The sequence below is a fragment of the Pseudazoarcus sp. NS20 genome (genome assembly GCF_059703745.1).
Genome location: NZ_BAAKIY010000002.1, coordinates 44,801 through 69,302, shown reverse-complemented (window position 1 = coordinate 69,302; position 24,502 = coordinate 44,801). Strand labels below are relative to the sequence as shown.

The window sequence follows — 24,502 nt, the reverse complement described above, 5'->3', positions numbered from 1 at the left end:
CCTGAAGGAATGCTAAATTCCGGTTCAAAAAACCTGCGCATTATAGGGGAAAACCTCAGGCCATAAAAAGCCCGTCACGGCGAATGAGGCTCGATCAGAGCGTACGGCGGTCGAGCAGGGCCTGCGCGACGGTGCCCGCATCCACGTGCTCGAGCTCGCCGCCGACCGGCACTCCGCGCGACAAGCGGCTCACGCGAATGCCGCGCGCGCCCAGCAACTCCGAGATCATATGGGCCGTGGCTTCACCTTCATTGGTGAAGTTGGTCGCCAGAATCACTTCCTGCACCTCACCATCCGTCGCGCGCGCAATCAGACGCTCCAGCCCGAGCTCACGTGGGCCGATGCCATCGAGCGGCGAGAGCCGCCCCATCAGCACGTAAAAGAGGCCTTTGTAGGCTTGGGAATGATCGATCACCGCAAGGTCGGCCGGCATTTCCACGACGCACAGCACGCTGCGGTCATGCTGCGGGTCGGCGCAACGGCGACAGATCGCTTCCTCCGTAAAGCTGTTGCACAGCTCGCAATGCTTCAGCACCGCCAATGCCCCCTGCAATGCGCCGGCCAGAGCAGCGGCACCGCGCTGATCACGCTGCAGCAGGTGGTACGCCATGCGCTGGGCGGACTTCGGCCCAACGCCGGGCAGACAACGCAGGGCTTCGATCAGGGCATCAAGGCTGGAGGGGGACATGGGCGGACGAAAAGTCTCGTGAATCGGAGCTTGCCGGCCTGGTGCTTCGAGTGGGCGCGGGGCGCTCCCCTGCCGAAGGTGAGCCCGCCTTACCTCCTCTGGAGGGGAGAAAAGGCGGCTTTCGGCAGACGGGGATCAGAACGGCAGTTTCATGCCCGGCGGCAGATTCATGCCGGAGGTGAAACCGGACATCTTCTCTTGCGTGGTGGCTTCGACGCGGCGCACGGCGTCGTTGACGGCGGCCGCCAGCAGATCTTCGAGCATTTCGCGATCATCCATCACCGAATCATCGATGGAGACACGGCGCACGTCGTACTTGCAGGTCATCTGCACTTTCACCATGCCGGCGCCGGACTGACCTTCAACTTCGATGGTCGCCAGCTGCTCCTGCATTTTCTTCATGTTTTCCTGCATCTGCTGGGCCTGTTTCATCAGCCCGGCGATTCCGCCTTTCATCATTGCTTCAGTCTCCGAAGGTTTTCAAAGAGGTCGGACCGACTCTTCGACAAAGCGTGCGTCGAAGCGCTCGATCACCTCACACACGAATGGATCACTTTCCAGCGCCTCGACGGCCGCGGCATGCCGCGCCTGACGCTCGACTTCGTTGCGTTGCGCCGGGGTCTGGCTTTCGATGGCACCGATCTCGACCCGCGCACGCAGGGCTCGACCGGCCTTGGTGCTCAGCAGCTCGGACAGACGGACCGTGGCGTTGGCATTCATTTCCAGCAAATGATGGTGCGTATTGGCCAACCGCAGCACCAAGGTGTCGCTCTCCAGCCCTACCCATTCGCAATGCAGGCACAGCTCGCGCAACATGCCTGTGGGTGCGATGGCGCGCTGCAAGGCATGCCAATCGGCCGCTGCCAGGGCGGCAGACACCTCTCCTGCGGAATCCGCAGCCACCGCTGCCTGGACCGCCGGAACTGCGGGAGCAGCCCTCGCCGGCGCGGGCTCATCGAATATCTCGTGCGCGGACACCGGCTGGTCGTCCGGCATGGCCGAGGGCACATCCTCCCACGGGGGCGGCTCAGCCGCCGCCGCGGCCGGCTTGGGCGGCGGCGCGGCAGGTTCGGCGCGACGCAGCTCGCCGACTGGTGCTGAAGACGTTGCGGCAGCTGGTGCTGCCGCAACGGGGGCCGGAGTAGCAGCGGCCGGGCGAGCAGGCGCGGCTGCGGGCGTGGGCGTAACCGAAGGGCGTGCCGGCATCGGTTGAGCGCGCCCTACTCCGCCGCCAGCCGGCCCAGGGCCGCCCAATGCAGAAGGCTGCTCCGGCCGGAAGGCGTGCAAACGCAGCAGCGTCATCGTGAAGCCGGTGTATTCGTCCGGCGCGAGCGCCAGCTCGTCGCGCCCGTGGATGGCCATCTGATAGGCCAACTGCAGGTATTCGGCGTCCAGCGCCTCGGCATACGGCGCGATGCGGGCGCGCTCGGCTTCATCGGCGATCGCGCTCGGCGCAAATTGCGACAGCGCAATGCGCGACAGCAACGAGGCAAGTGCCTGCAACGCAGAGTCGAAGGACAGACTGCGACTTTCCATGGCCTCGGCCACGTTCAGCATGGCCTGCACGTCGCCCGCCACGAGTCCGTCGAGCACGCCGTACAGATGGTCGTCACCGACCGTGCCGAGCATGCGCGAGACGCCCTCTTCCTCGACCTTGCCGGCGCCGTGCGCAATGGCTTGATCGAGCAGCGACAGCGCGTCGCGCATCGAACCGCCCGCCGCGCGCGCGATGTGCGACAGCGCGGGGCGTTCGAAGGTGATGGTTTCCTCGCCAAGGATGTGCGAGAGGTGGTCGACGATGGCGCCCTGCGACATCTGCTTGAGGTTGAACTGCAGGCAGCGCGACAGCACCGTGACCGGGATCTTCTGCGGATCGGTGGTGGCCAGGATGAATTTGACGTGCTCGGGCGGCTCTTCAAGCGTTTTCAGCATGGCGTTGAAGGCATGCCCGGTGAGCATGTGCACTTCATCGATCATGTAGACCTTGTAGCGCCCCTGCACCGGTGCATACACGGCGCGGTCGAGCAGCGCAGCCATGTCGTCGACGCCGCGGTTGGAGGCGGCATCCATTTCGACATAGTCGGGGAAGCGATCCGCGTCGATGGCGCGACAGGCATCGCACACACCGCAAGGTTCGGCCGTCATGCCGGTTTCGCAGTTCAGCGCCTTCGCCAGGATACGGCTGATGGTGGTCTTGCCGACCCCGCGCGTCCCAGTAAACAGCCAGGCGTGATGCAGGCGGCCGGTCTCGAGCGCATGCGACAGCGCACGCACGACGTGATCCTGCCCCACGAGGGTGGCGAAGGAACGGGGGCGCCATTTGCGCGCGAGGACCTGGTAGCTCATGGCGTTGGATTCTAACAGGGCGAATCGCCGGTTCGATATTCACTGCAATCGCAGGATGATAAGAAAAAACAATCAAAGGAATTCAAATCATCGATTAGACCTATTGAATTTAGATGCCTAATCTTCGTTCGTACGTAGCCGCAGGCTGCGACGACCTGAGGGGGACACAACATGTTGCGGATGAAGCCTGCCGTCGATGCGGCATTCGAAACCTTGTGCGCCGTTCTCGCCGACCTGGCCGCAACGGCCTGAGTGGAATCGCCGTTCCAACAATGAAATCAAGGAGGAGAAGATCATGAGCAAATGCCCCGTAATGCATGGATCCAACACCGCAGCCGAAAGCTCGGTGACGGAGTGGTGGCCCAAGACGCTGAATCTCGACATCCTTCACCAGCACGACACCAAGACCAACCCCTTGGGCGAAGACTTCGACTATCACGAAGAAGTCAAAAAACTCGACTACGCCGCCCTCAAGAAAGACCTCCACGCCCTGATGACCGACAGCCAGCCCTGGTGGCCGGCTGACTGGGGCCATTACGGCGGGCTGATGATCCGCATGGCCTGGCACGCGGCCGGCTCCTACCGTCTGGCCGATGGCCGCGGCGGCGGTGGCACCGGCAATCAGCGCTTCGCCCCGCTCAACTCCTGGCCCGACAACGCCAACCTCGACAAGGCGCGCCGCCTGCTGTGGCCGATCAAGAAGAAGTACGGCAACAAGCTCTCGTGGGCCGACCTGATCATTCTGGCCGGCAACGTCGCCTATGAATCCATGGGGCTCAAGACCTTCGGCTTCGGTTTTGGCCGCGCAGACATCTGGCATCCCGAGAAGGACATCTACTGGGGCTCCGAGACCGAATGGCTGGCGCCCACCGACAACCCGAACAGCCGCTATTCGGGCCAGCGCGACCTCGAAAACCCGCTCGCCGCGGTGATGATGGGCCTGATCTACGTGAACCCGCAGGGCGTCGACGGCCAGCCCGATCCGCTCAAGACGGCGCGCGACGTACGTGAAACCTTCAAGCGCATGGCCATGAACGACGAGGAAACCGCCGCGCTGACCGTCGGCGGCCACACCGTCGGCAAGTGTCACGGCAATGGCGACGCTGCATTGCTCGGCCCCGAGCCGGAAGCCGCCGAACTCGAAGAGCAGGGCCTGGGGTGGAACAACCACACCAAGCGCGGCATCGGCCACGACGCGGTAACCAGCGGCCTTGAAGGCGCCTGGACCACTCACCCCACGAAGTGGGACAACGGCTACCTCTACCTGCTGTTCACCTACGAGTGGGAGCTCAAGAAGAGTCCGGCCGGCGCCTTCCAGTGGGAGCCGATCAACATCAAGGAAGAAGACAAGCCGGTCGACTCCGAAGACCCGAGCATTCGCCGCAACCCCATCATGACCGACGCCGACATGGCCATGAAGATGGACCCGGTCTATCGCGAAATCTGTGAGCGCTTCTACAAGGACCCGGCTTACCTCTCCGAAACCTTCGCCCGCGCCTGGTTCAAGCTCACCCACCGCGATATGGGCCCGAAGGTGCGCTACATCGGGCCGGAAGTGCCCGCCGAAGACCTGATCTGGCAAGACCCGGTGCCGGCCGGCAACAAGGGCTATGACGTCAATGCCGTCAAAGCCAAGATCGCCGCCGCAGGCCTGTCGGTCAGTGAACTGGTCAGCACGGCGTGGGACAGCGCCCGCACCTACCGCGGCTCGGACATGCGCGGCGGCGCCAACGGGGCACGCATCCGTCTGGCCCCGCAGAAGGATTGGGCCGGCAACGAACCGCAACGTCTGGCCAAGGCTCTGGCGGTGTACGAAAAAATCGCCAAAGAGAGCGGCGCCAGCATTGCCGACGTGATCGTTCTGGGCGGCAACGTGGGGCTTGAGCAGGCCATCAAGGCGGCCGGCTTCGACTTGCCGGTGCCGTTCGCACCGGGGCGTGGCGACGCCAGCGCCGAGCAGACCGATGCCGAGTCCTTCGAAGCACTCGAGCCGGTGCACGACGGCTTCCGCAACTGGCTGAAGCAGGACGACTACATTCCGAAGCCCGAGGAGATGCTGCTTGACCGCGCCCAGTTGCTCGGCCTCACGGCACACGAGATGACCGTGCTCATCGGCGGCATGCGCGTGCTCGGCACCAACCACGGCGGCAGCAAACACGGGGCTTTCACCGATCGCGTCGGCGTGCTGACGAATGACTTCTTCGTCAATCTCACCGACATGGCCTACTCGTGGAAGCCGACGGGCAAGAACAGCTACGAGATTCGCGAGCGCAAAACGGGCGCCGTGAAATGGACGGCCACTCGTGTCGATCTGGTGTTCGGCTCCAATTCCATCCTGCGCGCCTATGCCGAGGTGTATGCCCAGGACGACAGCAAGGAGAAGTTCGTGCGCGACTTCGTGGCGGCTTGGACCAAGGTAATGAACGCCGACCGCTTCGATCTCGCCTGACGGGACGAGACTCGACTGCAGGCTTCGGGGCCTGCTCCCATGTACGTGGCTGGCGCGTGGGGGCAGGCCCCGAAGCCGTTCACCGCACCAAAAACCATCCAACACACTGAAATAACTGCGATTTAGCAATCCGCAACGACTGAGCTACAGTAAATCGTGATCAACCCCTGCCCGGCGCTCAACGCGTTGGGCACGCATGCTCCGGCCCGCCGTGGCCTCAACCCCGGGACGCCCGCCGAAACGGCTACAGCCTTGGCCCACGCTCCAGCCGTGCGCGCCCTCCGGCATGAGGAAGACGATGGAACAGGCACGCTCCGCAACCGAAGCATCCCGCCTCCCCGCTCGCCATGGCGGCCAGTCGCGCGTACCGCCTCACTTGCCCACGGCGCCGCGCCGCAAAGACCGCGCGGCACTCGACGCCGTGGCCGAGCTGCTGGCCGAAGCCGACGTGCAGGTCGGCGGTGATCGCCCTTGGGATCTACGCTTCCATCACCCCGAAACGGCTGAGCGCATCCTCGCGCGCGGCAGCCTGGGGTTGGGCGAGAGCTACATGGAAGGCTGGTGGGATTGCGACCGGCTGGATGAATTCTTCGCCCGTGTATTGGCCGCCCATCTCGACGAAAAGGTCGGCCATAGCGCCTTGATCGTGCAAGGCCTGCGCGCGCGCCTGTTCAACCTGCAAAGCCTGCGCCGCGCCTGGCAGGTCGGCCACGAGCACTACGACATCGGCAACGACCTGTTCGAAGCCATGCTCGATGAGCACATGGCCTACACCTGCGGCTACTGGGCCGAGGCCGAAAACCTGCATGACGCGCAGACCGCCAAGCTCGACCTGATCTGCCGCAAGCTCGGGCTGAAGCCCGGCATGCGCATGCTCGACATCGGCTGCGGCTGGGGCAGCCTGATGCGTTACGCCGCGCGTGAATACGGCGCGCACTGCAGCGGCGTCACCATCTCCAGGGAGCAGGCCGACTACGGCGCCACGCGCTGCTCCGGTTTGTCCGTGGAGTTTCTGCTGAAGGACTACCGGGAGCTTGACGGTGAATTCGACCGGATCGCCTCGGTCGGCATGTTCGAGCACGTCGGCCGCAAGAACCATCGCAGCTTCTTCGAAGTGGCACATCGCGTACTCGCCGCAGACGGGCTGTTCGTGCTGCACACCATCGGCAAGAATCTGCGCGGGGCGCCCACCGACCCGTGGATCGATCGCTATATCTTCCCCAATGGTGACCTGCCCTCGCTGGGCGAGATCGCCGACGCGGCGGAGCCCTTCTTCGTCGTCGAAGACGTGCACAACTTCGGCGCCGATTACGACCGTACCCTGATGGCCTGGCATGCCAACTTCGAGGCGGCCTGGCCGCGCTTCGCCGACAAGTACGGCGAGCGCTTCTATCGCATGTGGCGCTACTACCTGCTGGCCTGCGCCGGAACGTTCCGCGCACGCACCACGCAGCTGTGGCAAATCGTGCTTGCGCCAACGGGCGTCGCAGGCGGATACCGCTGCCCGAGGTGAAGATTCAAATTAACTATCGAATGGTTTTTTAAGTTCAATTGGAGCTATCGAAAGCGCTGCTCCATACTTGAAGCGTCATCAAGCCCTTCAAGGAGCTCGCCATGGTAGCCAAAGTCGCCCGCCTGCATTATCAGCGCGCCGGCATGCCCGGCTTCCTGCGCGCGCTCAGCGGTTGGGGCATCGCTCTGACCGGCCTTGCGCTGATTGTCTTCCAGCTCTCACAAACTGCGCCGGACTTGCCGCACGGCCTGCGGGGGGCATTGGCCGGTGGCCTCATGGCCGCTGCAGCCACGGCGCTGGGCGCCTTGCCGGTACTGGTGATGCGCCGGATCTCAGCCGGAGTGCAAGGCGCCTTGCTGGGCTTCGGTGCCGGTGTGATGCTGGCCGCCAGCGTCTTCTCGCTGCTGCGTCCGGCCTTCGACAACGCGCTTGCCGGAGGCGCCAGTGAAACCAGCGCCGCGCTGCTGGTGGCAGGCGGCCTCGCCATCGGCGCCATGCTGCTGTTGGCAATGGACCGCGCCCTGCCCCACACCCACCAACCGGGGCGCGAGCGTACCGTCGCAGCGGTATGGCTGTTCGTGTTCGCAATCGCGGTACATAACATTCCGGAAGGTCTGGCGATCGGCGTGGCCGCCAACGATGCCGGCACCGCCAATGCGGTCGCCACCGGCATCTCGCTGCAGAACGTGCCGGAAGGCCTGATCGTTGCCATCGCCCTGGCCGCCGCCGGCTACGGGCGCACGCTGGCCTTCGGTGTGGCCGTGCTGTCGGGACTGGTGGAGCCGCTCGCCGCGCTGGTGGGTTCGGTTGCCGTTGCGGTTTCGGCCGCGTTGCTGCCGTGGGGGCTGGCCGCCGCAGCCGGCGCCATGCTCTTCGTGGTGAGCCACGAGATCATTCCCGAGTCGCATCGCCGCGGCCACGAGACGCTGGCCACGGCCGGACTGATGATCGGCTTCATCACCATGATGCTGCTCGACACCTTGCTGTAAGTGGCCGGCACAAAAAGCAAACGGGCGTCGCGCAATGCGACGCCCGTTTCATGTTGGGGTGGCGAGCCTGACCCCCGGCACTTGCAGGTTGCAGCTGTGGCTGCTGCCTTCCGGCCCTGACCAGGTTCACCGCTCTGCAATGCGGGGAGACCCGCCACGGCATGCATTGTAGCAGCTTCGGCGCGCCGCTAAAGCAGCCACTCGATGGGCAGGATCGACAGGAAGTGAATACCGAAGCGCTGCAGGGGCCCTGTGCCCGGCTCCTGCAAATGGCGCAGTTCGCCGTCGGGAGAGCGTTCGAGCCAGTACAAGCGCCCTTCTTCGGACAGCTTCACCTCGTAGGCATTGAAGGGAATGGTGGATTCGAACGCATCGGACACTTCAAAGGCCAGCGCCGGACTTTCGATCACGAAGCCGAGTTCGGTGTTGAGGTTCATCGAGCGTGGATCGAAGTTGAACGAGCCCACGAACACCCGCTCGCCATCGATGGCGAAGGTCTTCGCATGCAGGCTGGAGCCGGAGCTTCCGAACGGCCCAACGCGCTTGTCCGGCTCGTGATCGTCGACCGGGTCCTTCAACTCGAACAAGGTCACGCCGGCACGCAACAAGGCTTCGCGGCGCTTGGCATAGCCGGCATGCACCACCGCCACATCCGTGGCCTCGAGCGCGTTGGTGAGGACACGCACCCGGATACCCTGCTGCACCATGCGCGCAAAGGCATCTACACCGGCAGCCGTCGGCACGAAGTACGGCGACACCAGATCCACCGAGCGCTTCGGCTCACCCAGAATCACCTGCAACTGCGGAATCAGCAGCCCCTTGCGATCCGCCTTGCCCAGGCCCTTGGCCGGGTCGTCACTCACCATGCGCGTCTCGGCCCACTCCAGCGGCAGCTTGCCGGCCTGCAGGGCGCGCAGGAAACCCGATCGCCGCACGGCCAACTGATACTCGGAAGCGGCGTCGGTGCTCTCGACCTCCTCGCCGAGGGCTTTCAGTTGCGCTAGGGCATCCGGCGCGGGTCGGGCCAGAATGCGCTCGGCCGGATAGGAGGATGCGCTGGCCCAGTAGAGGTCGAAGTCGCGAGAAACGTCATCCACCACCGGGCCAATGGCCAGCACGTCCAGATCGGCGAAGATCAGCCCCTCTGCCGCGCCGAAATACTCGTCTCCGATGTTGCGCCCGCCGATGATGGTGACCTGATTGTCGGCGGTGTACGACTTGTTGTGCATGCGCCGGTTGAGCCGGCCGAAATCGAAGAGAAAACCCACGTATTTCGGGGTGCGCAAGCGGAACGGGTTGAACAGCCGCACTTCGATGTTGGGGTGGGTATTCAGCGCCGCCAGCGCCTCATCCTTGGCCGTACCGTGATCATCGAGCAGCAGGCGCACGCGCACACCGCGCTCGGCCGCCGCCAGCATTTCATGCAGCAGCAGCGTGCCGGTGACGTCGTCACGCCAGATGTAGTACTGCACATCCAGGGTTTTCTCGGCACCACGCGCCAGCAGCACGCGCGACGCGTAAGCGTGGCGGGCGTCGGCCAACGGGTGAATGCCGCTCTTGCCTTCGTGTTCCGGCACGAGTTTCCGCACGGCCTTGCCCAGACGGGTTTCACGGGTGTCGTACTGCGAGGGGGCGAAACTCACCGAGCGGTCTTCCAGCGTCGGCAGCATCGAACAACCCGACAACAACACCAGCAAGCCCAACGCACCAAGCAGCGTCATCCGCCGCAGGCGGGCAGCGAAGATTACGTACTGCGGAATTGCGCACCCTGCGTTCACACCCACCTCCGGCCCCTGCGATCAATACGACAGCATCCGCCCCAAGTGGCCAGCGTCATGCGCATCGGGATGATAGCCGCGGCGTGCCCGAAGGGCTGCGGAAACGGCCGCCGTTGCACGCCTGAATGATTTCCAGATGTATCGGTAGCGCACCCTAAAGCGGCCTTGATGCTCAATTGCGCATAGTTGGATACCATGATTGCGCCCGCCTGTAGCCTGCGGCACAGCCTTCATTCACGGAGATCGCATGACCTTCACCTTGGCTTCAAACCATAGGGCCCCTTCGGGCGAGCTTCGCCTTGGCTGAAAATTCCGGTATAGCCGACCTCTCTTCTTCGGACGACGGCCTCACCTTGCGGGTGCATGGGGAGTGGACACTGGCCCACTACCGCGCCCTACGCTCGCGCGTGGCCACGCTGCGTGCCCGCGCCGGTGAAATTGCGGGCGTGGACGTTTCCGGCATCAGCGCACTCGACACGGCCGGCGCGAGTCTCCTGTGCGACCTGCTCGACGACGAGCGCCTAGAAGCCGCATTGACCAGCCTGCCCCCCGAGCGCCAGGCCTTACTGCGCACCGTGCATGACGCGCGCAAACGTGCCGATCTCACACTGCGCTCGGACGATCGCTACACACCGGGTGACATCCTCGCCAAGATCGGTCAGACAACCCTCGATTTCCGCGACCACATGATGGGCGTGTGCGGGCTGCTCGGGCTGACGCTGGAAACCATCTTCCGCGTGCTGCTGCGTCCGTCGCGCTGGCGCGTGACGTCTTTTCTGGTGCATCTGGAGCGCACCGGGCTTGATGCCGTGCCCATCGTGGCACTGCTCACCTTCCTCGTCGGCGCGGTGGTGGCTTTTCTGGGTGCCACGGTGCTGGCGAACTTCGGTGCCAGCGTCTACACCATCGACCTGGTGGCGTACTCGTTTCTGCGTGAGTTCGGCGTGTTGCTGGCGGCCATTCTGGTGGCAGGCCGCACCGCCAGCGCCTTCGCCGCGCAGATCGGCTCTATGCGCGCCAACGAAGAGGTGGACGCCATCCGCGTGCTGGGCCTCTCGCCGGTCGAACTGCTTGTGGTGCCGCGCGTTTTCGCCCTGCTCATCGCGCTCCCCATTCTCACCGTGGTAGCCATGGGCTCGGGCCTCGTCGGTGGCATGCTGGTAAGTGCCATCAAGCTCGACATCTCGCCGGCAATGTTCCTCACCACGGTGGAAAACAACATCGCGCTGCGACATTTCATCATCGGCTTGGTCAAGGCGCCGATCTTCGCCTTCCTGATCGCCCTGATCGGGTGCCACGAGGGCTTCAAGGCCGCTGGCAGCGCGCAATCAGTGGGCGAGCACACCACCTCGGCGGTAGTGCAGTCGCTGTTCGCGGTGATTGTCGTCGATGCGATTGCGGCATTGATCTGCATGGAGATGGGCTGGTGAGCGCGCCGGACAACGTCATCGAAGTGCGCGGCCTCGAGAACCGCTTCGGCTCGCAAGTCGTGCACGAAGGGCTCGACCTCGACGTACGCCGCGGCGAGATCCTCGGCGTGGTGGGCGGCTCGGGCACCGGGAAATCGGTGCTGCTCAGAACCATCGTCGGGCTCAACCGGCCGGCACAGGGCAGCATCAAGGTGCTGGGCGCCGACCTCACCACCATGGCCCCCGACGAGCGCAGCCACATCGAACGCCGCTTCGGCGTGCTGTTTCAGCAGGGCGCGCTGTTCTCGTCACTGACCGTGGCCGAGAACGTCATGTTGCCGCTGCGCGAACACGCCGGCCTGCCGCTCGATGAAGCCGCCGAACTGGCCCAGCTCAAGATCGCGCTGGCCGGGCTGCCGCCCGAAGCAGGAGGCAAGTACCCGTCCGATCTGTCCGGCGGCATGGTCAAGCGCGCAGCCCTCGCACGCGCGCTGGCGCTCGACCCCGACATCCTGTTTCTGGACGAACCCACCGCCGGGCTGGACCCGATCGGCGCGGCGGCATTCGACCGCCTGATCCGCACCATGCGCGACGCGCTCGGGCTCACAGTGTTTCTCGTCACGCACGATCTCGACACGCTGTACGCGATCACCGACCGCGTGGCCGTGCTGTCGCAGCGCCGCGTCCTCATCAATGCGGATCTCGCCACCGTCGCGGCGGCCGACGATGCGTGGATTCGCGATTATTTCCTCGGACCGCGCGGCCGCGCGGCCGCATCCATCACGGAGGGCTCCTGAATGGAAACCCGCGCCCATCACATCCTGATCGGGCTGTTCACGGTGCTCGGCATCGGCGCAGCCTTGATGTTCATGCTCTGGCTCGGCTCGAGTGGCCGTGACCGCGAACACGCCCAATACGACATCGTGTTCCAGGAGGCTGTTACCGGCCTGTCGCGCGGCAGCACGGTGGAGTTCAACGGCATCCGCATCGGTGACGTAGCCAATCTGCGACTTGACCCGCAAGACCCGCGTCGCGTGCTGGCGCGGGTACGTGTCGAGCGGACCGCTCCGGTGCGCACCGACACCCGCGCACTGCTGGTACCAGCCGGCATCACCGGCCTGTCGTTCATTCGCCTTAGCAGCGGCAGCGACCCCAACAGCATGCTGCTGTTGCCGGACGATGACGCTGACAGCATCCCGCTGATCGTGGCCCAGCCGTCGCCGATGAGCCGACTGATGGCCGACGGCGAAGATGTCATGACCAACGTGAACCAGGTGCTGATCCGCGTGACCGAGCTGTTCTCGCAGGAGAACGTCGAACGGCTCGACGCCACGCTGGGAAACCTGCAGGAATTCACCGGCGTGCTGGCCGAGCGTCGTGACGACCTGTCCGCCGCCATCGACGCCACCAGCAGCCTGCTGCAGACCACCGAACGGCTGGTCGATGTCGAACTGCGCCAGACGCTGGCCGACACGCGCGAGTCGGTGGCCTCACTGGAACGCACCATGAGCACCATCGAAAGCGTGGTGTCCGACAACCGCGGCAACCTCGATTCGGGCCTGCGCGGCCTGGCCGACATCGGCCCCGCCATGTCGGAATTGCGCGGCACCATGGCGTCGCTGCGCACCATCACCCGCGAACTTGAAGAGAACCCGCGCGACTACCTGATCGGTCGTCAGCCTTCACGGGAATTCCAGCCATGAAAAAACACCTCGCCCTGAGCGCCCTGTGCGTCGCCCTGCTTTCCGCCTGCTCGATCCTGCCGGAGAGCCGGCCTGTCGATGTCTATCGCCTGCCGACTTCGCTGGAGGTGCCGAACACATTACCCGCCCGCAGTGAAAGCATCGGCTCCGTGCGGGTATTGCTTCCGGCCACCAACAACACTTTGGCGAGCCGGCGCATCGTCGTCATCCCGGATGATCACCTCACCAGCAATTACGCCGGCGCTGCTTGGGCGGACTCAGCACCCGCGATGATGCGCGAGCGCCTGGCCGACGCGCTGCGTGCGGGCGGGCGCTTCGACACCGTGAGCAGCGACGAACACAGCCTGCGCGCCGAATTCGAGGTGGATTCCAACCTGCGTGCGCTGCAAAGCGAATATCGCAATGGCACACCGGAAGCCGTGGTGCGCCTCGACGCGCATCTGGTGCATTCCGGCTCGCGCCGCGTGCTTGCCAGCCGCAGCTTCGAGGCACGTCGGCCAGCCAACGGCACCGGCCTTCCTGCCGTCGTGACGGCCATGGGCGAAGCCAGCGACGAAGTCACCCAGGCGCTCGCCGCGTGGGCAGCCGAGACGGCTGAAACGGTCGAGCTGCCGCGCCCGCGCAGAAACCGCCCATGACGAACCGGGCTGGTGCGCCGCAGCCCGCGGCCGCACCAGCCCGGTGCAACATCACGTTCTGACGCCCCCTTTACCGCCCGTTCCAGGGGCTCACACGGCGCCGCCCATTGGCACAGCGCTTGCTTTCCCCTCCCGTAGAAACGCCCGCATCGCAACGTTGCCTGCGGGCCATCAACGAATCACGAGTCACTCAACGCAGGCCGACCAAAGACGGTCGCCCTGCCGCCCCGCCAAGGCGGGTCGAGGATCAGCGCCGATCCCTGAAGACATCGAACCGTTTTTCCGGCATTCGCCGGATGGATTGTTACGAGAGGGAATCATGCGCAAAATCAAACTGGTAATGGTCGGCAACGGCATGGCCGGGGTGAAGACCCTGGAAGAGCTGCTCAAGTACGCGCCCGACCAATACGACATCACCGTCTTCGGCGCCGAACCGCACGGCAACTACAACCGCATCCTGCTCTCGCCGGTGCTCGCCGGCGAAATGGGCCTGCCCGACATCATGCTCAACGATGTCGCCTGGTACGCCGACAACAACATCACGCTGCACACCGGCCGCAAGGTGGTCGAGATCGACCGGGTGCGCCGCATCGTGCGCGCCGACGACGGCACCGAGGCGCACTATGACCGCCTGCTGCTCGCCACCGGCTCCAACCCCTTCATCCTGCCGGTGCCGGGCGCCACTCTGCCCGGCGTGATCGCCTACCGCGACATCGCCGACACCGAAGCCATGATCGCCGCCGCCAGCACCCACCGCCACGCGGTGGTCATCGGCGCCGGCCTGCTCGGGCTGGAAGCCGCCAACGGCCTTGCGCTGCGCGGCATGGACGTCACCGTGGTGCACCTGGCCGACTGGATCATGGAGCGCCAGCTCGACAAGCCGGCCGCCGATCTGCTGCAAGCCTCGCTCGAAGCCAAGGGCCTGAAGTTCGAACTTGGCGCGCAGACCGCTGCACTTGAGGCTGGCGCCGATGGCCGCGTGGCCACGCTGAAACTCAAGGACGGCCGCAGCCTCCCCGCCGATCTGGTGGTAATGGCCGCCGGCATCCGCCCCAACACCGCGCTGGCCGAATCGGCCCACTTGTACTGCAACCGCGGCATCGTCGTCGGCGACACCATGCAGACCGTGACCGACCCGCGCATCTACGCCATCGGCGAATGCGTGAGCCATCGCGGCATCAGCTACGGCCTGGTGGCGCCGCTGTTCGAGCAGGCCAAGGTGTGCGCCAACCATCTTGCCGGCTTCGGCATCGGTCGCTACGTGGGCTCGGTGACCTCGACCAAACTCAAGGTCACCGGCGTCGATGTGTTCTCGGCCGGCGACTTCACCGGCGGCGAGGGCTGTGACGAGATCGTGCTGCACGACCGCGCAGGCGGCGTGTACAAGAAAATCGTGCTCAAGGACGACAAGCTCATCGGCGCGGTGATGGTGGGCGACACCGCCGACGGCAGCTGGTACTTCCAGCTGCTGCGCGAGGGCAAGAGCGTGACCACGCTGCGCGACCACCTGATGTTCGGCCAGAGCTTCGCGCAGACCCAGTTGGGCGACGCCGGCCATCAGGGCCAGAACCTGGCGGCCAGCCTGCCCGACACCGCCGAAATCTGCGGCTGCAACGGCGTGTGCAAAGGCACCATCGTGCAGGCCATCAAAGAGAAAGGCTTGTTCACGCTGGACGACGTGCGCAAGCACACCAAGGCATCGAGTTCCTGCGGCTCATGCACCGGGCTGGTCGAGCAGATCATTGCCTCCACCGTCGGCGGCGCCTTCCAGGCCACCGACAAACACTCCAAGCCGATCTGCGCCTGCACCGACCACACGCACGGAGAAGTGCGCCGCGCCATCGTCGACCAGAAGCTGCTGTCCATCCCCGAAACGATGAAGGCGCTCGACTGGAAAACCCCCAACGGCTGCGCCACCTGCCGCCCTGCACTGAACTACTACCTGATCTCGAGCTGGCCGCATGAAGCCCAGGACGACCCGCAGAGCCGCTTCGTCAATGAACGCGCCCACGCCAACATCCAGAAAGACGGCACCTACTCCGTGGTGCCGCGCATGTGGGGCGGCGTCACCACGCCGGATGAGTTGCGCGCCATCGCCAACGTTGCCGAGAAATACGCCATCCCCACCGTCAAGGTCACCGGCGGCGCGCGCATCGACCTGCTCGGCGCCAAGAAGGCCGACCTGCCGCTGATCTGGCACGACCTCGGCAAGGCCGGCATGGTGTCCGGCCACGCCTACGGCAAGAGCCTGCGCACGGTGAAGACCTGCGTCGGCTCCGAGCATTGCCGCTTCGGTACGCAGAAGTCGATGGACATGGGCATCAAGCTCGAAAAGATGCTGTTCGGCATGTGGAGCCCGCACAAGGTCAAGCTGGCGGTATCAGGCTGCCCGCGCAACTGCGCCGAATCGGGCATCAAGGACGTCGGCGTGATCGGCGTCGATTCCGGCTACGAGCTGTACGTGGCCGGCAACGGCGGCATCAAGACCGAAGTCGCGCAGTTCCTGTGCAAGGTGTCGAGCGACGAAGAGGTCATGGAATATGGCGGCGCCTTCCTGCAGCTTTACCGCGAAGAAGGCTACTACCTCGAACGCACCTGCCATTACGTCGAACGCGTGGGCATGGAGCACGTGAAGAAGTACGTGCTTGAAGACGCCGCTAACCGCAAGGCCCTGTACGAGCGCCTGCTCTACACCCTGCGCGACGCCCCCGACCCCTGGGCCGAGCAATCCACCCAGCCCAGGCTGCGCGCCCAGTTCGAGCCGCTCGACGCCTGAACCGCAACGATTTCGCTACAGGAATGATCATGAACATGCCCGCACTCGAAACCGACCTGATTTGGCGCCGCGTCTGCACCCTCGCCGACATCCCGCCGCTCGGCGCCCGCACGCTGGAGCACCCCACACACGGCACGATTGCCGTTTTCCGCAACGCGGAGGACGAAGTCTTCGCCCTGCTCGACAAATGCCCGCACAAGGGTGGCCCGCTGTCGGCCGGCATCGTGCACGGGCGCAGCGTCACCTGCCCGCTGCATAACTGGAAGATCCGCTTCGAAGACGGTGAAGCCCTGGAACCGGACGTCGGCTGCGCGAAAAAATTCGACACCAAGGTGGAAGGCGACGAGGTGTTCGTAGCGCTTTGAGTACCGCAAGCGTGACGCAAGCAAGAAACGGCCGTGCGATACACGGCCGTTTTTCATGCTGAAGCCCTCTGCGCCGCAACTTCAGCGACGCAAGACGCTCATCCAGGCAACGCATTTGGCAACGGCGACCATCGCCACGGCCGTTGTCGTCAATTCACTCTCGCTGATTAACGACAAGACCTCTTGATCGCAACACATGAAGAACAAGCGCCGTTGTTATCAGCGAAAACCTCAATGTTAAAAACAACCGACTTTTCCGATCACACGTGAACAACAAATTCGGTTGACGTAAAAAAAAAGCTATATTTTCAATATCAACCAACGTTAACGTTCATTCAGCTAAAAATGATCATCGAAACTGGCGATGCCGTTCAGTACCACCTTGGCAAGTTCCCCCCCGCCCAGCTTGATCTGCCGCGCCTGATGCAGCCCATGCTGGACGCCGCAACTGCGCTCGCACGTTACGACCAGATGCTGCGCGGCCTGCACAACAGCGAACTGTTTCTAGCCCCCCTGCGTGGCCAAGAAGCCGTGGTGTCCTCACGCATGGAAGGCACCATCAGCACCCTTGATGAAATTCTCGAGCTGGAGGCCGCATTCGGTGACGACGATACGCACGCCTCACGCGAGTTCCGCTCGGATGCCATCGAGACCTCGCTCTACCGGAGAGCCCTGAACACTGCTCAAAGCCAGATCGAGCAAGGTCACCCGCTGTCCGAGGCGCTCCTGAAATCCGTCCACCGCCAGCTTCTGTCATTTGGCCGGGGCGCCATGAAGTCCCCTGGGGCCTACAAGCGTGAGCAGAACTACATCGGCGAACGTGGCTCGCGTCAGATCAGTTTTGTGCCGATCGCCCCGGAACACCTGGCGGGCGGGATGGAAGCTCTGTTCCGTTTGATCAACGACCCTTCACTGCCCGCGCTGCTGCGCACCGCGCTGGCCCACGCCGAGTTCGAAGCGCTGCACCCTTTCGAAGACGGCAACGGCCGAGTCGGTCGCATGTTGATCACGCTGATGCTGTGGCAGAACAATGCCATCGCAGCTCCGCACTTCTACATCAGCCGATACTTCGAAGACCGGAAAGACGAATATCTCGACCGGCTTCGGCGGATATCCTCGGATGACGACTGGGATGGGTGGTGCCAGTTCTTTCTCGAAGCCGTTGCACAGCAGGCCATCCGCAACCTCGAGACTGCGCAGACCATCGGCGATTTCTACGCCGAGATGAAACCGCGCTTTGCCGAACTGCTGGCTTCCAAATACTCCGTCGCCGCACTCGACTACCTGTTTGCCAACCCGGTGTTCATCAACAGCCGCTTCACGCACGAAGCCGGCATACCTGCGCCGACAGCCGCCCGCTTCACCCGCGTGCTGCTGCAGGAGGGGCTACTTCAGACCACCCGTGAAGCGGCAGGTCGCCGCTCGGCGATCTACCGCTTCGAACCGTTGATGCAGCGAGTGCGCGTTTAAGCGAATCACCGGGCCCGGAAGACCCGGGAATCAACTCCTCACGCCCCCTCAGAACCCTTCCAGCACGATCTTGCCGCGTGACTTGCCCGATTCGAGCAGCGCGTGGGCGTGGCGCAGGTTTTCGGCAGTGATGCGGCCGAAGTTCTCGGCGACGGTGGTGTGCACCACGCCCTTGTCCACCAGCGCCGACACCTCGGTGAGGATGTGATGCTGGGCCTGCAGGTCGGGGGTGGTGAACAGCGAACGGGTGAACATCAGCTCCCAGTGCAGCGAGATGCTCTTGCGCTTGAGTTTCATCACGTCGAGCGGCGCGGCCGGGTCGTCGATGAGGCCGAACTTGCCCTGCGGGGCAATGACCTCGGCGATCTGGTCGAAATAGTGCTCTGTGTGCGTCAGGCTCACCACGTAATCGGCCGCCGGCACTCCGATGGCCTCCAGTTGCGGGGCAAAGGGCTGACTGTGGTCGATGACGTGGTGGGCGCCGAGGTTGCTGATCCAGGCCTGGCTCTCAGGGCGCGAGGCGGTAGCAACAATGGTCAGGCCGGTGAGGCGGCGGGCGAGCTGCACCATGATCGAACCGACGCCGCCGGCAGCGCCGATAATAAGGATTGATTTGCCATTGCTGCGGCTGCCGCGCTCGATGACGAGGCGATCGAACAGCATCTCCCACGCGGTGAGGCTGGTCAGCGGCAGGGCGGCGGCGGCGGCAAAATCCAGCGAAGTCGGCATCGGGCCGACGATGCGCTCATCCACCAGTTGCAGTTCGCTGTTGCTGCCCGCTCGGGCGATGGAGCCGGCGTACCACACGCGATCACCCGGCTTGAACAGGCTCACTTCCGGCCCGACGGCACGTACCACGCCGGTGGCGTCCCAGCCCAGCACCTGCCAGCCACCGGGCTCCGGCTGGGCGCGCATGCGCACTTTGGTATCAACCGGATTCACGGCGACGGCGCGCACTTCGACCAGCAGGTCGTGCCCTCCGGCCACCGGCTCGGGCAGTTCGACATCCACCAGCGCGTCAGCGTGGTCGATGGGCAGGGATTTCTGATATCCGATGGCTTTCATGACGGGTCTCCTTGGGGCGGCCTGTGGGCCGCGTCAGTAGTGGGTGGCGCATCTTCACCCGCGCCAATGAATTGAAAAAGGTGCAATATGATTCATCTATTTCAAATTTTTATTGAAAATGCGCGCCCTGCAGGACTTCGACATATTCATCCGCACCGCCGAACTGGGCAGCCTGTCGGCCGCGGCGCGTGCACTCGACCTGTCGCCTGCCGTGGCCAGCGCCGCACTCAAGCGGCTCGAGGCGGAACTCGGCGTGCCGCTACTGGTGCGCACCACGCGCAGCCTGCGCCTGACGCCCGAGGGCGAACGCCTGCTCGAACGCTGCCGGCCCGCGCTGGCCGAGTTGCGCGAGGTCAAGGACGAACTGCAGGCCGGCCGCAGCGTGATTCGCGGCGAGCTGTCGATCTCCATGCCGTCCGACCTCGGCCGCCACGTGATCCTGCCCTGGCTCGATGATTTCCTGCAGCGTCACCCCGACCTGAGCCTGCGCGTGCAGCTCTCCGACCGCCTGGCCGACGTACACCGGGAGCCGGTAGACGTCGCCATCCGCTACGGCACACCCGCCGATTCCGGCATGGTCGCGCTGCCGCTGGCCCCGCTCAACCGACGCCTGCTGTGCGCCGCACCGCACTATCTGCAAAGCCACGGCACGCCTACCCACCCGACCGAACTGACGCAGCACAACTGCCTGTGTTTTCGCCTTGGCGACCACAGCCACACACGCTGGCGCTTCGTGCGGGACGAGGAAGTCGTCGAGGTCGATGTCCGCGGCAACCGCAGCAGTGACGATGCCGATGCCGTGCGCCACTGGAGCGTTGCCGGCCACGGCATCTGCTACCGCTCGTGGCTGGATGTGGCGCGCGACGTCACCGCCGGGCGGCTGCGCATGCTGTGCGAGGGCTGGCAAGGCGAAGCCGTGCCACTCAATCTGGTATGCGCCAACCGCCGCCTGCTCTCCCCCACCATCCGCCTGCTGCGCGAGCACCTCGAAACGCGCTTCGCCGGCTTGTCCAATACCGACCCGCACCGCCAACGCCCACGCTGACCATGACCTCTGCCAAAAACGAAAGCGCCCTGCCCATCGTGCTGCTGTGCCTTGCGGCGGGCTACATCGACGCCACCGGCTATCTGCAGCAACAGGTGTTCGCCGCCAACATGACCGGCAACACGGTGCTCGCCGGCATCTCGCTGGCGGAACGCGAGTGGGTGACTGCACTGGAGCGCGCCTCGACGCTGCTGGCCTTCTTCGGCGGCGCGGCCATCGGCGGCGTGCTGATGAGCTTCAAGGGCAAGGCCGGCCGCTTCGTGCTGTGGATCGAAGCCGCGCTGCTGGCAGTGGCCTGCGCACTCGATCCGACTCAGCCTGCCTGGCTGCTGCTCACCGTCACCGCCATGGGCATGCAGGCCACCGTGCTGGTGAGTTACCGCCACACCTCCGTTAGCACGGTAGTGCTCACCAACACCATGGCCAGGCTCGCTCAGTCGCTGGCAAGCCGCGTGGTGCCCTACTCCGCCGCACGGCCGGAAGAGGCCCGCCCCGAGTCCGGCCCGCTGGCGATGACCTGGGTGCTGTACTTCGTTGGCGCTGCCATCGGGGCACTCGTCGATCCTTATCTGAAGCTGTCGCTGATTCCCGGCGCCGCACTGGTGATCGTGGCGGCCGGGGTGGAGTGGCATCGCGCATCACGCAGAGCGGGACTCGACCGAACGCAGCCTTGATGCCACGGTCCCACCCGCATCGATTCGCGGAGCTTGGCCGATGAACTCCTCGCAGCCTTCTTCACCCGACCTGCAGCGGCGGCGTTTTCTGGCCCTGTCGGCGCTGGGCGCCCTGAGCTTTCCCCACCTTCCCTCCGCGCTGGCGGCCGAACAGATACTGCGCACGGTGCCCGCCACCGGCGAGCGCCTGCCGGCCATCGGCATGGGTACGTGGATCACCTTCGATGTGCGCACCTCCCGCGAAGCCACGGATGCGCTCACCGCGCGCTGGCAAGTGCTGCAGGCTTTCTTCTCTGCCGGCGGACGGCTCATCGATTCGTCTCCGATGTACGGTCGGGCCGAAGCCGTGCTGGGTGAGTTGCTGCCACAGAGCCCCGGCGCGAGGAACCTGTATTCGGCCACCAAGGTATGGACGCCCGGCCAACGCATGGGCGAGCGCCAGATGGCACGCTCGCTGCAACTGTGGGGCCTGCCAAAGTTCGATCTGATGCAGATCCACAACCTGCTCGACTGGGAGGCCCACCTGCCCACGCTGCAGCGCATGAAGGCAGAGGGCGAGGTGCGCAGCATCGGCATCACCACCTCGCACGGGCGGCGGCACGACGAGGTCGAGCGCATCGTCGCGCGCGAGCGGCTGGATTTCGTGCAATTCACCTACAACCTCGCCCACCGCGAGGTGGAAGCGCGCCTGTTGCCTCAGGCCGCGGAGCATGGCTGCGCGGTGATCATCAACCGCCCGCTCGATGGCGGGCGGCTGTTCGATCGCGTGCGCGGTGCTGCGCTGCCGGGGTGGGCGGCGGAGATCGGCTGCAGCAATTGGGCGCAGGTGTTCCTCAAATTCGTCATCTCGCACCCGGCGGTCACCTGCGCCATTCCGGCCACCTCACAACCCGCCCACATGAGCGAGAACATGGGCGCGCTGCACGGGCCACTGCCCGATGCGGCGCTGCGCCGACGCATGGTGGAAGACTTCGAGCGCATCGCCTGAACACTTCCAGCGCGCGATAGCTGCTGCACAATACGTGCTGACCTGCCGCTGCGCCCCGGACGCCGAACATGCACTCCATCGAAGTCATCCTGACCATGCTGCTGGCGGTTGTCGTCAGCGGCTATCTGGTGCGCGTCATCCCGCTGTCGATTCCGCTGCCGCTGATCCAGATCGCGCTCGGCGCGGTGATTGCGGGCGTATTCGGGCACGGCGTGGCGCTCGAGCCGGAAATCTTCTTTCTGCTGTTCTTGCCGCCACTGCTGTTCCTCGATGGCTGGCGCGTGCCCAAGATCGGCCTGCTGCACGATCGCGGCATCATCCTCGCGCTGGCCTTCGGGCTGGTGGTGTTCACGGTGCTCGGCGCGGGCTACCTGATTCACTGGATGATTCCGGCCATTCCGCTTCCGGTGGCCTTCGCGCTGGCCGCGGTGATTTCGCCTACCGACCCGGTCGCGGTGTCGTCGATTGCCGCCAAAGTGCCAATTCCCAAGCGGATGATGCACATCCTCGAGGGCGAATCGCTGCTCAACGACGCCTCCGGCCTGGTGTGCTTCCGTTTTGCCGTGGCCGCCGCACTCACCGGCAGCTTCTCGCTGGCGTCGGCATCAACGACCTTTGTATGGATCGCCAGCATCGGCGTGCTGGTAGGCGTCGCCGTGACCTGGGGAGTCAGCCTCACGCAGCGCTGGCTGTCCCGCCATCTGGGCGAGGAAAGCGGGTCGCCCATCCTCGTCAGCCTGCTCACCCCTTTCGGCGCCTATCTACTGGCCGAAGCGCTGCAGGCCTCGGGCATTCTGGCTGCGGTGGCGGCCGGCATCACCATGAGCTACGTCGAACTGAGCGGCCGGGCGCTGGCCACCACGCGCGTGCACCGCGCGGCGGTGTGGGACACGGTGCAGTTCTCGCTCAACGGCATCATGTTCGTCCTGCTCGGCGAGCAGTTGCCGGGCATCCTGCAACGCGCCTCGGATTCAGTGCTCGAGAGCGGTCACACCTCCGACTGGTGGCTGCTGGTGTATGCGCTGGGGATCAGTGTCGGGCTCGCCGCGCTGCGCTTCGTGTGGGTGTGGGTGTCACTGCGCATCACCCTGTTTCGCCGCGGTTCGGCGACTGAGCCGTCGCAACCGGTGAGTTGGCGCGCCGTGGCGGCGCTGTCGCTGGCCGGGGTGCGGGGTGCCATCACGCTCGCCGGCGTACTTACCTTGCCGTTGGTGATGAGTGACGGCAGCGATTTCCCCGCGCGCGATCTGGTGATCTTTCTGGCCGCGTCGGTGATTCTGCTGTCGCTGCTCGGTGCCAGCATCGCCCTGCCCCCCTTGCTCAAGGGCTTGCGCCTGCCGGAGGAGCCTGCCGAACAAAGCGCCGAACGCTTGGCACTGCGACAAGCTGCCGCAGCGGCCATCGCCGCGGTCGACAAGGCACGGGAGCGCGCCTGTGACGGCAGCCCGGACGAGGCTGCGCTGTATGCCGATGCCGCGGTGCGTGTCATGGCGCACTACCAGTCTGCCCTGCACGGCGACAACCTCACCGGCGAAGAAGATGCCGAGCAACTGCGCCGCGCCGACCAAGCGGAGGTCACGCTGCATCTGGCGGCACTTGAGGCCGAGCGCCACGCCATCTTCGACCTGGCCCGGCACTACCGCATCTCGGATGAACTTTCGCGCAAACTGGTGCGGCGCATCGACCTGATCGAAGCGCGCTACCGCTAAGCACCCTGACGGCCAGCCAGCACGGGCACGGCGCCGTGCCGCACGCCCAGCGCCGCTTCGATGCGCTCGCGCTCGACCGCCTGCCACGCGAACACGCCATCGACGGCATGCGTCGCCAGCCCAAAGCACTCGGCCGCGGCAATGCTCACGCTGCCCCCCAGAAGGCGTTGCCGCAGCGCACGCACAAAGCCTTGCACCGCCACGCTGGCCTGCTCCTGCTGCGCGCACGACTCGCCCTTGACAGCGTTCGAGGCCGTGGCGAGCAACGATTCGGCCCGCGACAGCAAGAACACCAGACGCACGCGCGTCACCGGTGCGACATGCCCGCGCGCGGCGGCTGCACTCGCCAGCGCACGCGCCTGCCCCAGACTCTCCGCCAGCGTGGGCAGGCGGAACGAAAAATTGCGCACGGCCGGGATTTCGTCGGCCGCGCCGCCGGGCTGGCCGATGCGTGCCTCGCCCAGCGCCCGCAGCCAGTCGAGCAGCCGCGCCACGATCTGGCAGTGCTCCTGAAAACTTTTCTCCGGCGTGGTGGCGCGCAAGCCGCCAATCAGCGTCTGCCACTGCGCATGCAACGCACGCAGTTCCGCCACGCGCACGCACGGGTAGGCCTCGCTGCTCTCGCTGCGCACCGCCGGCTCCAGCGCATCGAACAGGCGCTCGACTTCCGCCTGCTTGGGCGGCAGCTTGCTGCCGAAGCTCTGGTCACCCGCCAGCCAGGCGCCGCTCATGCCGCGATGCTGCTGCACGCTCTGCACCAGCCGCACGATGTCGGCCGAAGCGGCCAGCGAACGGCGCGCGCGCTCGGGCTTCCACGCCAGCCCGCGTGCCAGCATCAGCCAAAGCGGCATGGCTACCGCCAGCACCAGCAGCACAGCCCACAAGATCATTCCGCTT

21 protein-coding genes and 1 other RNA gene are annotated in these 24,502 nt (G+C 65.2%); 15 read left to right on the top strand and 7 right to left on the bottom strand.

Annotated features, from left to right (window positions below):
• Positions 1 to 94: 94 nt before the first annotated feature.
• The 3 genes from recR to dnaX all read right to left on the bottom strand — a co-directional run bounded on the left by recR (position 95) and on the right by dnaX (position 3,034).
• On the bottom strand, positions 95 to 688 hold the full coding sequence (gene recR / locus AC6H0W_RS06015; RefSeq protein WP_497576251.1) for a recombination mediator RecR: 594 nt from the start codon (positions 686 to 688) through the stop codon (positions 95 to 97).
• Positions 689 to 823: 135 nt separating this feature from the next.
• On the bottom strand, positions 824 to 1,147 hold the full coding sequence (locus AC6H0W_RS06010) for a YbaB/EbfC family nucleoid-associated protein (protein ID WP_497576250.1): 324 nt from the start codon (positions 1,145 to 1,147) through the stop codon (positions 824 to 826).
• Between the two features lie 21 nt (positions 1,148 to 1,168).
• Complete coding sequence (dnaX, locus tag AC6H0W_RS06005) at positions 1,169 to 3,034, bottom strand: DNA polymerase III subunit gamma/tau (RefSeq protein WP_497576249.1); 1,866 nt, start codon at positions 3,032 to 3,034, stop codon at positions 1,169 to 1,171.
• 295 nt (positions 3,035 to 3,329) lie between these two features.
• Between dnaX and katG the strand changes: the two genes are divergently transcribed.
• The 3 genes from katG (at position 3,330) to AC6H0W_RS05990 (ending at position 7,985) form a co-directional block, all read left to right on the top strand.
• Entirely contained in the window at positions 3,330 to 5,483 is a 2,154-nt protein-coding gene (gene katG / locus AC6H0W_RS06000) for a catalase/peroxidase HPI (protein WP_497576248.1), read from the top strand.
• A 298-nt stretch (positions 5,484 to 5,781) separates the two neighbouring features.
• Positions 5,782 to 6,996 (top strand): cyclopropane fatty acyl phospholipid synthase, encoded by a 1,215-nt coding sequence (cfa, locus tag AC6H0W_RS05995; protein WP_497576247.1) that lies wholly within the window; start codon positions 5,782 to 5,784, stop codon positions 6,994 to 6,996.
• Between the two features lie 101 nt (positions 6,997 to 7,097).
• Entirely contained in the window at positions 7,098 to 7,985 is an 888-nt protein-coding gene (locus AC6H0W_RS05990) for a ZIP family metal transporter (RefSeq protein WP_497576246.1), read from the top strand.
• Positions 7,986 to 8,042: 57 nt separating this feature from the next.
• On the opposite strand, the gene ffs is transcribed toward AC6H0W_RS05990, so the two are convergent.
• Together ffs and AC6H0W_RS05980 are read right to left on the bottom strand one after the other, a co-directional pair.
• An RNA gene (ffs, locus tag AC6H0W_RS05985) (signal recognition particle sRNA small type) lies at positions 8,043 to 8,141 on the bottom strand.
• Positions 8,142 to 8,173: 32 nt separating this feature from the next.
• Positions 8,174 to 9,706, bottom strand: a complete 1,533-nt coding sequence (locus AC6H0W_RS05980; RefSeq protein WP_497576245.1) for a phospholipase D family protein — start codon at positions 9,704 to 9,706, stop codon at positions 8,174 to 8,176.
• A 356-nt stretch (positions 9,707 to 10,062) separates the two neighbouring features.
• On the opposite strand from AC6H0W_RS05980, the gene AC6H0W_RS05975 reads away from it, so the two are divergent.
• From AC6H0W_RS05975 to AC6H0W_RS05940, 8 genes are all read left to right on the top strand, one after another.
• Positions 10,063 to 11,193, top strand: a complete 1,131-nt coding sequence (locus AC6H0W_RS05975; protein WP_497576244.1) for an ABC transporter permease — start codon at positions 10,063 to 10,065, stop codon at positions 11,191 to 11,193.
• The gene (locus AC6H0W_RS05970) at positions 11,190 to 11,969 is read left to right on the top strand and encodes an ABC transporter ATP-binding protein (RefSeq protein ID WP_497576243.1); all 780 of its coding nucleotides are present in this window, start codon (positions 11,190 to 11,192) and stop codon (positions 11,967 to 11,969) included. Before AC6H0W_RS05975 ends, AC6H0W_RS05970 begins: the two co-directional genes overlap by 4 nt.
• Positions 11,970 to 12,875 (top strand): MlaD family protein, encoded by a 906-nt coding sequence (locus tag AC6H0W_RS05965; protein WP_497576242.1) that lies wholly within the window; start codon positions 11,970 to 11,972, stop codon positions 12,873 to 12,875. It begins immediately after the preceding gene.
• Positions 12,872 to 13,513: an ABC-type transport auxiliary lipoprotein family protein gene (locus tag AC6H0W_RS05960; RefSeq protein ID WP_497576241.1), complete on the top strand. Its 642-nt coding sequence runs from the start codon at positions 12,872 to 12,874 to the stop codon at positions 13,511 to 13,513. The genes AC6H0W_RS05965 and AC6H0W_RS05960 overlap by 4 nt, the downstream gene beginning before the upstream one ends.
• 319 nt (positions 13,514 to 13,832) lie before the next feature.
• On the top strand, positions 13,833 to 16,289 hold the full coding sequence (gene nirB, locus AC6H0W_RS05955) for a nitrite reductase large subunit NirB (protein ID WP_497576240.1): 2,457 nt from the start codon (positions 13,833 to 13,835) through the stop codon (positions 16,287 to 16,289).
• A gap of 29 nt (positions 16,290 to 16,318) precedes the next feature.
• Complete coding sequence (gene nirD, locus AC6H0W_RS05950; RefSeq protein ID WP_497576239.1) at positions 16,319 to 16,654, top strand: nitrite reductase small subunit NirD; 336 nt, start codon at positions 16,319 to 16,321, stop codon at positions 16,652 to 16,654.
• A 55-nt stretch (positions 16,655 to 16,709) separates the two neighbouring features.
• Positions 16,710 to 16,841: a hypothetical protein gene (locus AC6H0W_RS05945; RefSeq protein WP_497576238.1), complete on the top strand. Its 132-nt coding sequence runs from the start codon at positions 16,710 to 16,712 to the stop codon at positions 16,839 to 16,841.
• 158 nt (positions 16,842 to 16,999) lie between these two features.
• Positions 17,000 to 18,124 carry a Fic family protein gene (locus AC6H0W_RS05940; protein ID WP_497576237.1) on the top strand — a complete coding sequence of 375 codons (1,125 nt, stop codon included), beginning with the start codon at positions 17,000 to 17,002 and terminating at the stop codon, positions 18,122 to 18,124.
• Between the two features lie 48 nt (positions 18,125 to 18,172).
• Here AC6H0W_RS05940 and AC6H0W_RS05935 read toward each other — a convergent pair whose 3' ends face one another.
• Positions 18,173 to 19,189 (bottom strand): zinc-binding alcohol dehydrogenase family protein, encoded by a 1,017-nt coding sequence (locus tag AC6H0W_RS05935; RefSeq protein ID WP_497576236.1) that lies wholly within the window; start codon positions 19,187 to 19,189, stop codon positions 18,173 to 18,175.
• A gap of 118 nt (positions 19,190 to 19,307) precedes the next feature.
• Between AC6H0W_RS05935 and AC6H0W_RS05930 the strand changes: the two genes are divergently transcribed.
• The 4 genes from AC6H0W_RS05930 (at position 19,308) to AC6H0W_RS05915 (ending at position 23,605) form a co-directional block, all read left to right on the top strand.
• Positions 19,308 to 20,234 carry a LysR family transcriptional regulator gene (locus tag AC6H0W_RS05930; protein WP_497576235.1) on the top strand — a complete coding sequence of 309 codons (927 nt, stop codon included), beginning with the start codon at positions 19,308 to 19,310 and terminating at the stop codon, positions 20,232 to 20,234.
• 2 nt (positions 20,235 to 20,236) lie between these two features.
• Positions 20,237 to 20,908 carry a YoaK family protein gene (locus tag AC6H0W_RS05925; protein WP_497576234.1) on the top strand — a complete coding sequence of 224 codons (672 nt, stop codon included), beginning with the start codon at positions 20,237 to 20,239 and terminating at the stop codon, positions 20,906 to 20,908.
• A gap of 40 nt (positions 20,909 to 20,948) precedes the next feature.
• On the top strand, positions 20,949 to 21,896 hold the full coding sequence (locus tag AC6H0W_RS05920; RefSeq protein WP_497576233.1) for an aldo/keto reductase: 948 nt from the start codon (positions 20,949 to 20,951) through the stop codon (positions 21,894 to 21,896).
• Between the two features lie 68 nt (positions 21,897 to 21,964).
• On the top strand, positions 21,965 to 23,605 hold the full coding sequence (locus AC6H0W_RS05915; RefSeq protein WP_497576232.1) for a Na+/H+ antiporter: 1,641 nt from the start codon (positions 21,965 to 21,967) through the stop codon (positions 23,603 to 23,605).
• Here the strand turns inward: AC6H0W_RS05915 and AC6H0W_RS05910 are convergent.
• Positions 23,602 to 24,495, bottom strand: a complete 894-nt coding sequence (locus AC6H0W_RS05910) for a nitrate- and nitrite sensing domain-containing protein (RefSeq protein ID WP_497576231.1) — start codon at positions 24,493 to 24,495, stop codon at positions 23,602 to 23,604. The two genes, AC6H0W_RS05915 and AC6H0W_RS05910, sit on opposite strands and share 4 nt — an antisense overlap.
• Positions 24,496 to 24,502 lie beyond the last annotated feature (7 nt).

Coding starts and splice junctions, on each gene's coding strand:
- katG (WP_497576248.1), top strand. CDS start 3,330: ATGAGCAAATGCCCCGTAATGCATGGATCCAACACCGCAGCCGAAAGC.
- recR (WP_497576251.1), bottom strand. CDS start 688: ATGTCCCCCTCCAGCCTTGATGCCCTGATCGAAGCCCTGCGTTGTCTG.
- dnaX (WP_497576249.1), bottom strand. CDS start 3,034: ATGAGCTACCAGGTCCTCGCGCGCAAATGGCGCCCCCGTTCCTTCGCC.
- AC6H0W_RS05965 (WP_497576242.1), top strand. CDS start 11,970: ATGGAAACCCGCGCCCATCACATCCTGATCGGGCTGTTCACGGTGCTC.
- AC6H0W_RS05960 (WP_497576241.1), top strand. CDS start 12,872: ATGAAAAAACACCTCGCCCTGAGCGCCCTGTGCGTCGCCCTGCTTTCC.
- AC6H0W_RS05990 (WP_497576246.1), top strand. CDS start 7,098: ATGGTAGCCAAAGTCGCCCGCCTGCATTATCAGCGCGCCGGCATGCCC.
- AC6H0W_RS05925 (WP_497576234.1), top strand. CDS start 20,237: ATGACCTCTGCCAAAAACGAAAGCGCCCTGCCCATCGTGCTGCTGTGC.
- AC6H0W_RS05940 (WP_497576237.1), top strand. CDS start 17,000: ATGATCATCGAAACTGGCGATGCCGTTCAGTACCACCTTGGCAAGTTC.
- AC6H0W_RS05935 (WP_497576236.1), bottom strand. CDS start 19,189: ATGAAAGCCATCGGATATCAGAAATCCCTGCCCATCGACCACGCTGAC.
- AC6H0W_RS05920 (WP_497576233.1), top strand. CDS start 20,949: ATGAACTCCTCGCAGCCTTCTTCACCCGACCTGCAGCGGCGGCGTTTT.
- AC6H0W_RS05910 (WP_497576231.1), bottom strand. CDS start 24,495: ATGATCTTGTGGGCTGTGCTGCTGGTGCTGGCGGTAGCCATGCCGCTT.
- nirD (WP_497576239.1), top strand. CDS start 16,319: ATGAACATGCCCGCACTCGAAACCGACCTGATTTGGCGCCGCGTCTGC.
- nirB (WP_497576240.1), top strand. CDS start 13,833: ATGCGCAAAATCAAACTGGTAATGGTCGGCAACGGCATGGCCGGGGTG.
- AC6H0W_RS05915 (WP_497576232.1), top strand. CDS start 21,965: ATGCACTCCATCGAAGTCATCCTGACCATGCTGCTGGCGGTTGTCGTC.
- AC6H0W_RS05945 (WP_497576238.1), top strand. CDS start 16,710: ATGCTGAAGCCCTCTGCGCCGCAACTTCAGCGACGCAAGACGCTCATC.
- AC6H0W_RS05980 (WP_497576245.1), bottom strand. CDS start 9,706: ATGACGCTGCTTGGTGCGTTGGGCTTGCTGGTGTTGTTGTCGGGTTGT.
- cfa (WP_497576247.1), top strand. CDS start 5,782: ATGGAACAGGCACGCTCCGCAACCGAAGCATCCCGCCTCCCCGCTCGC.
- AC6H0W_RS06010 (WP_497576250.1), bottom strand. CDS start 1,147: ATGATGAAAGGCGGAATCGCCGGGCTGATGAAACAGGCCCAGCAGATG.
- AC6H0W_RS05930 (WP_497576235.1), top strand. CDS start 19,308: ATGCGCGCCCTGCAGGACTTCGACATATTCATCCGCACCGCCGAACTG.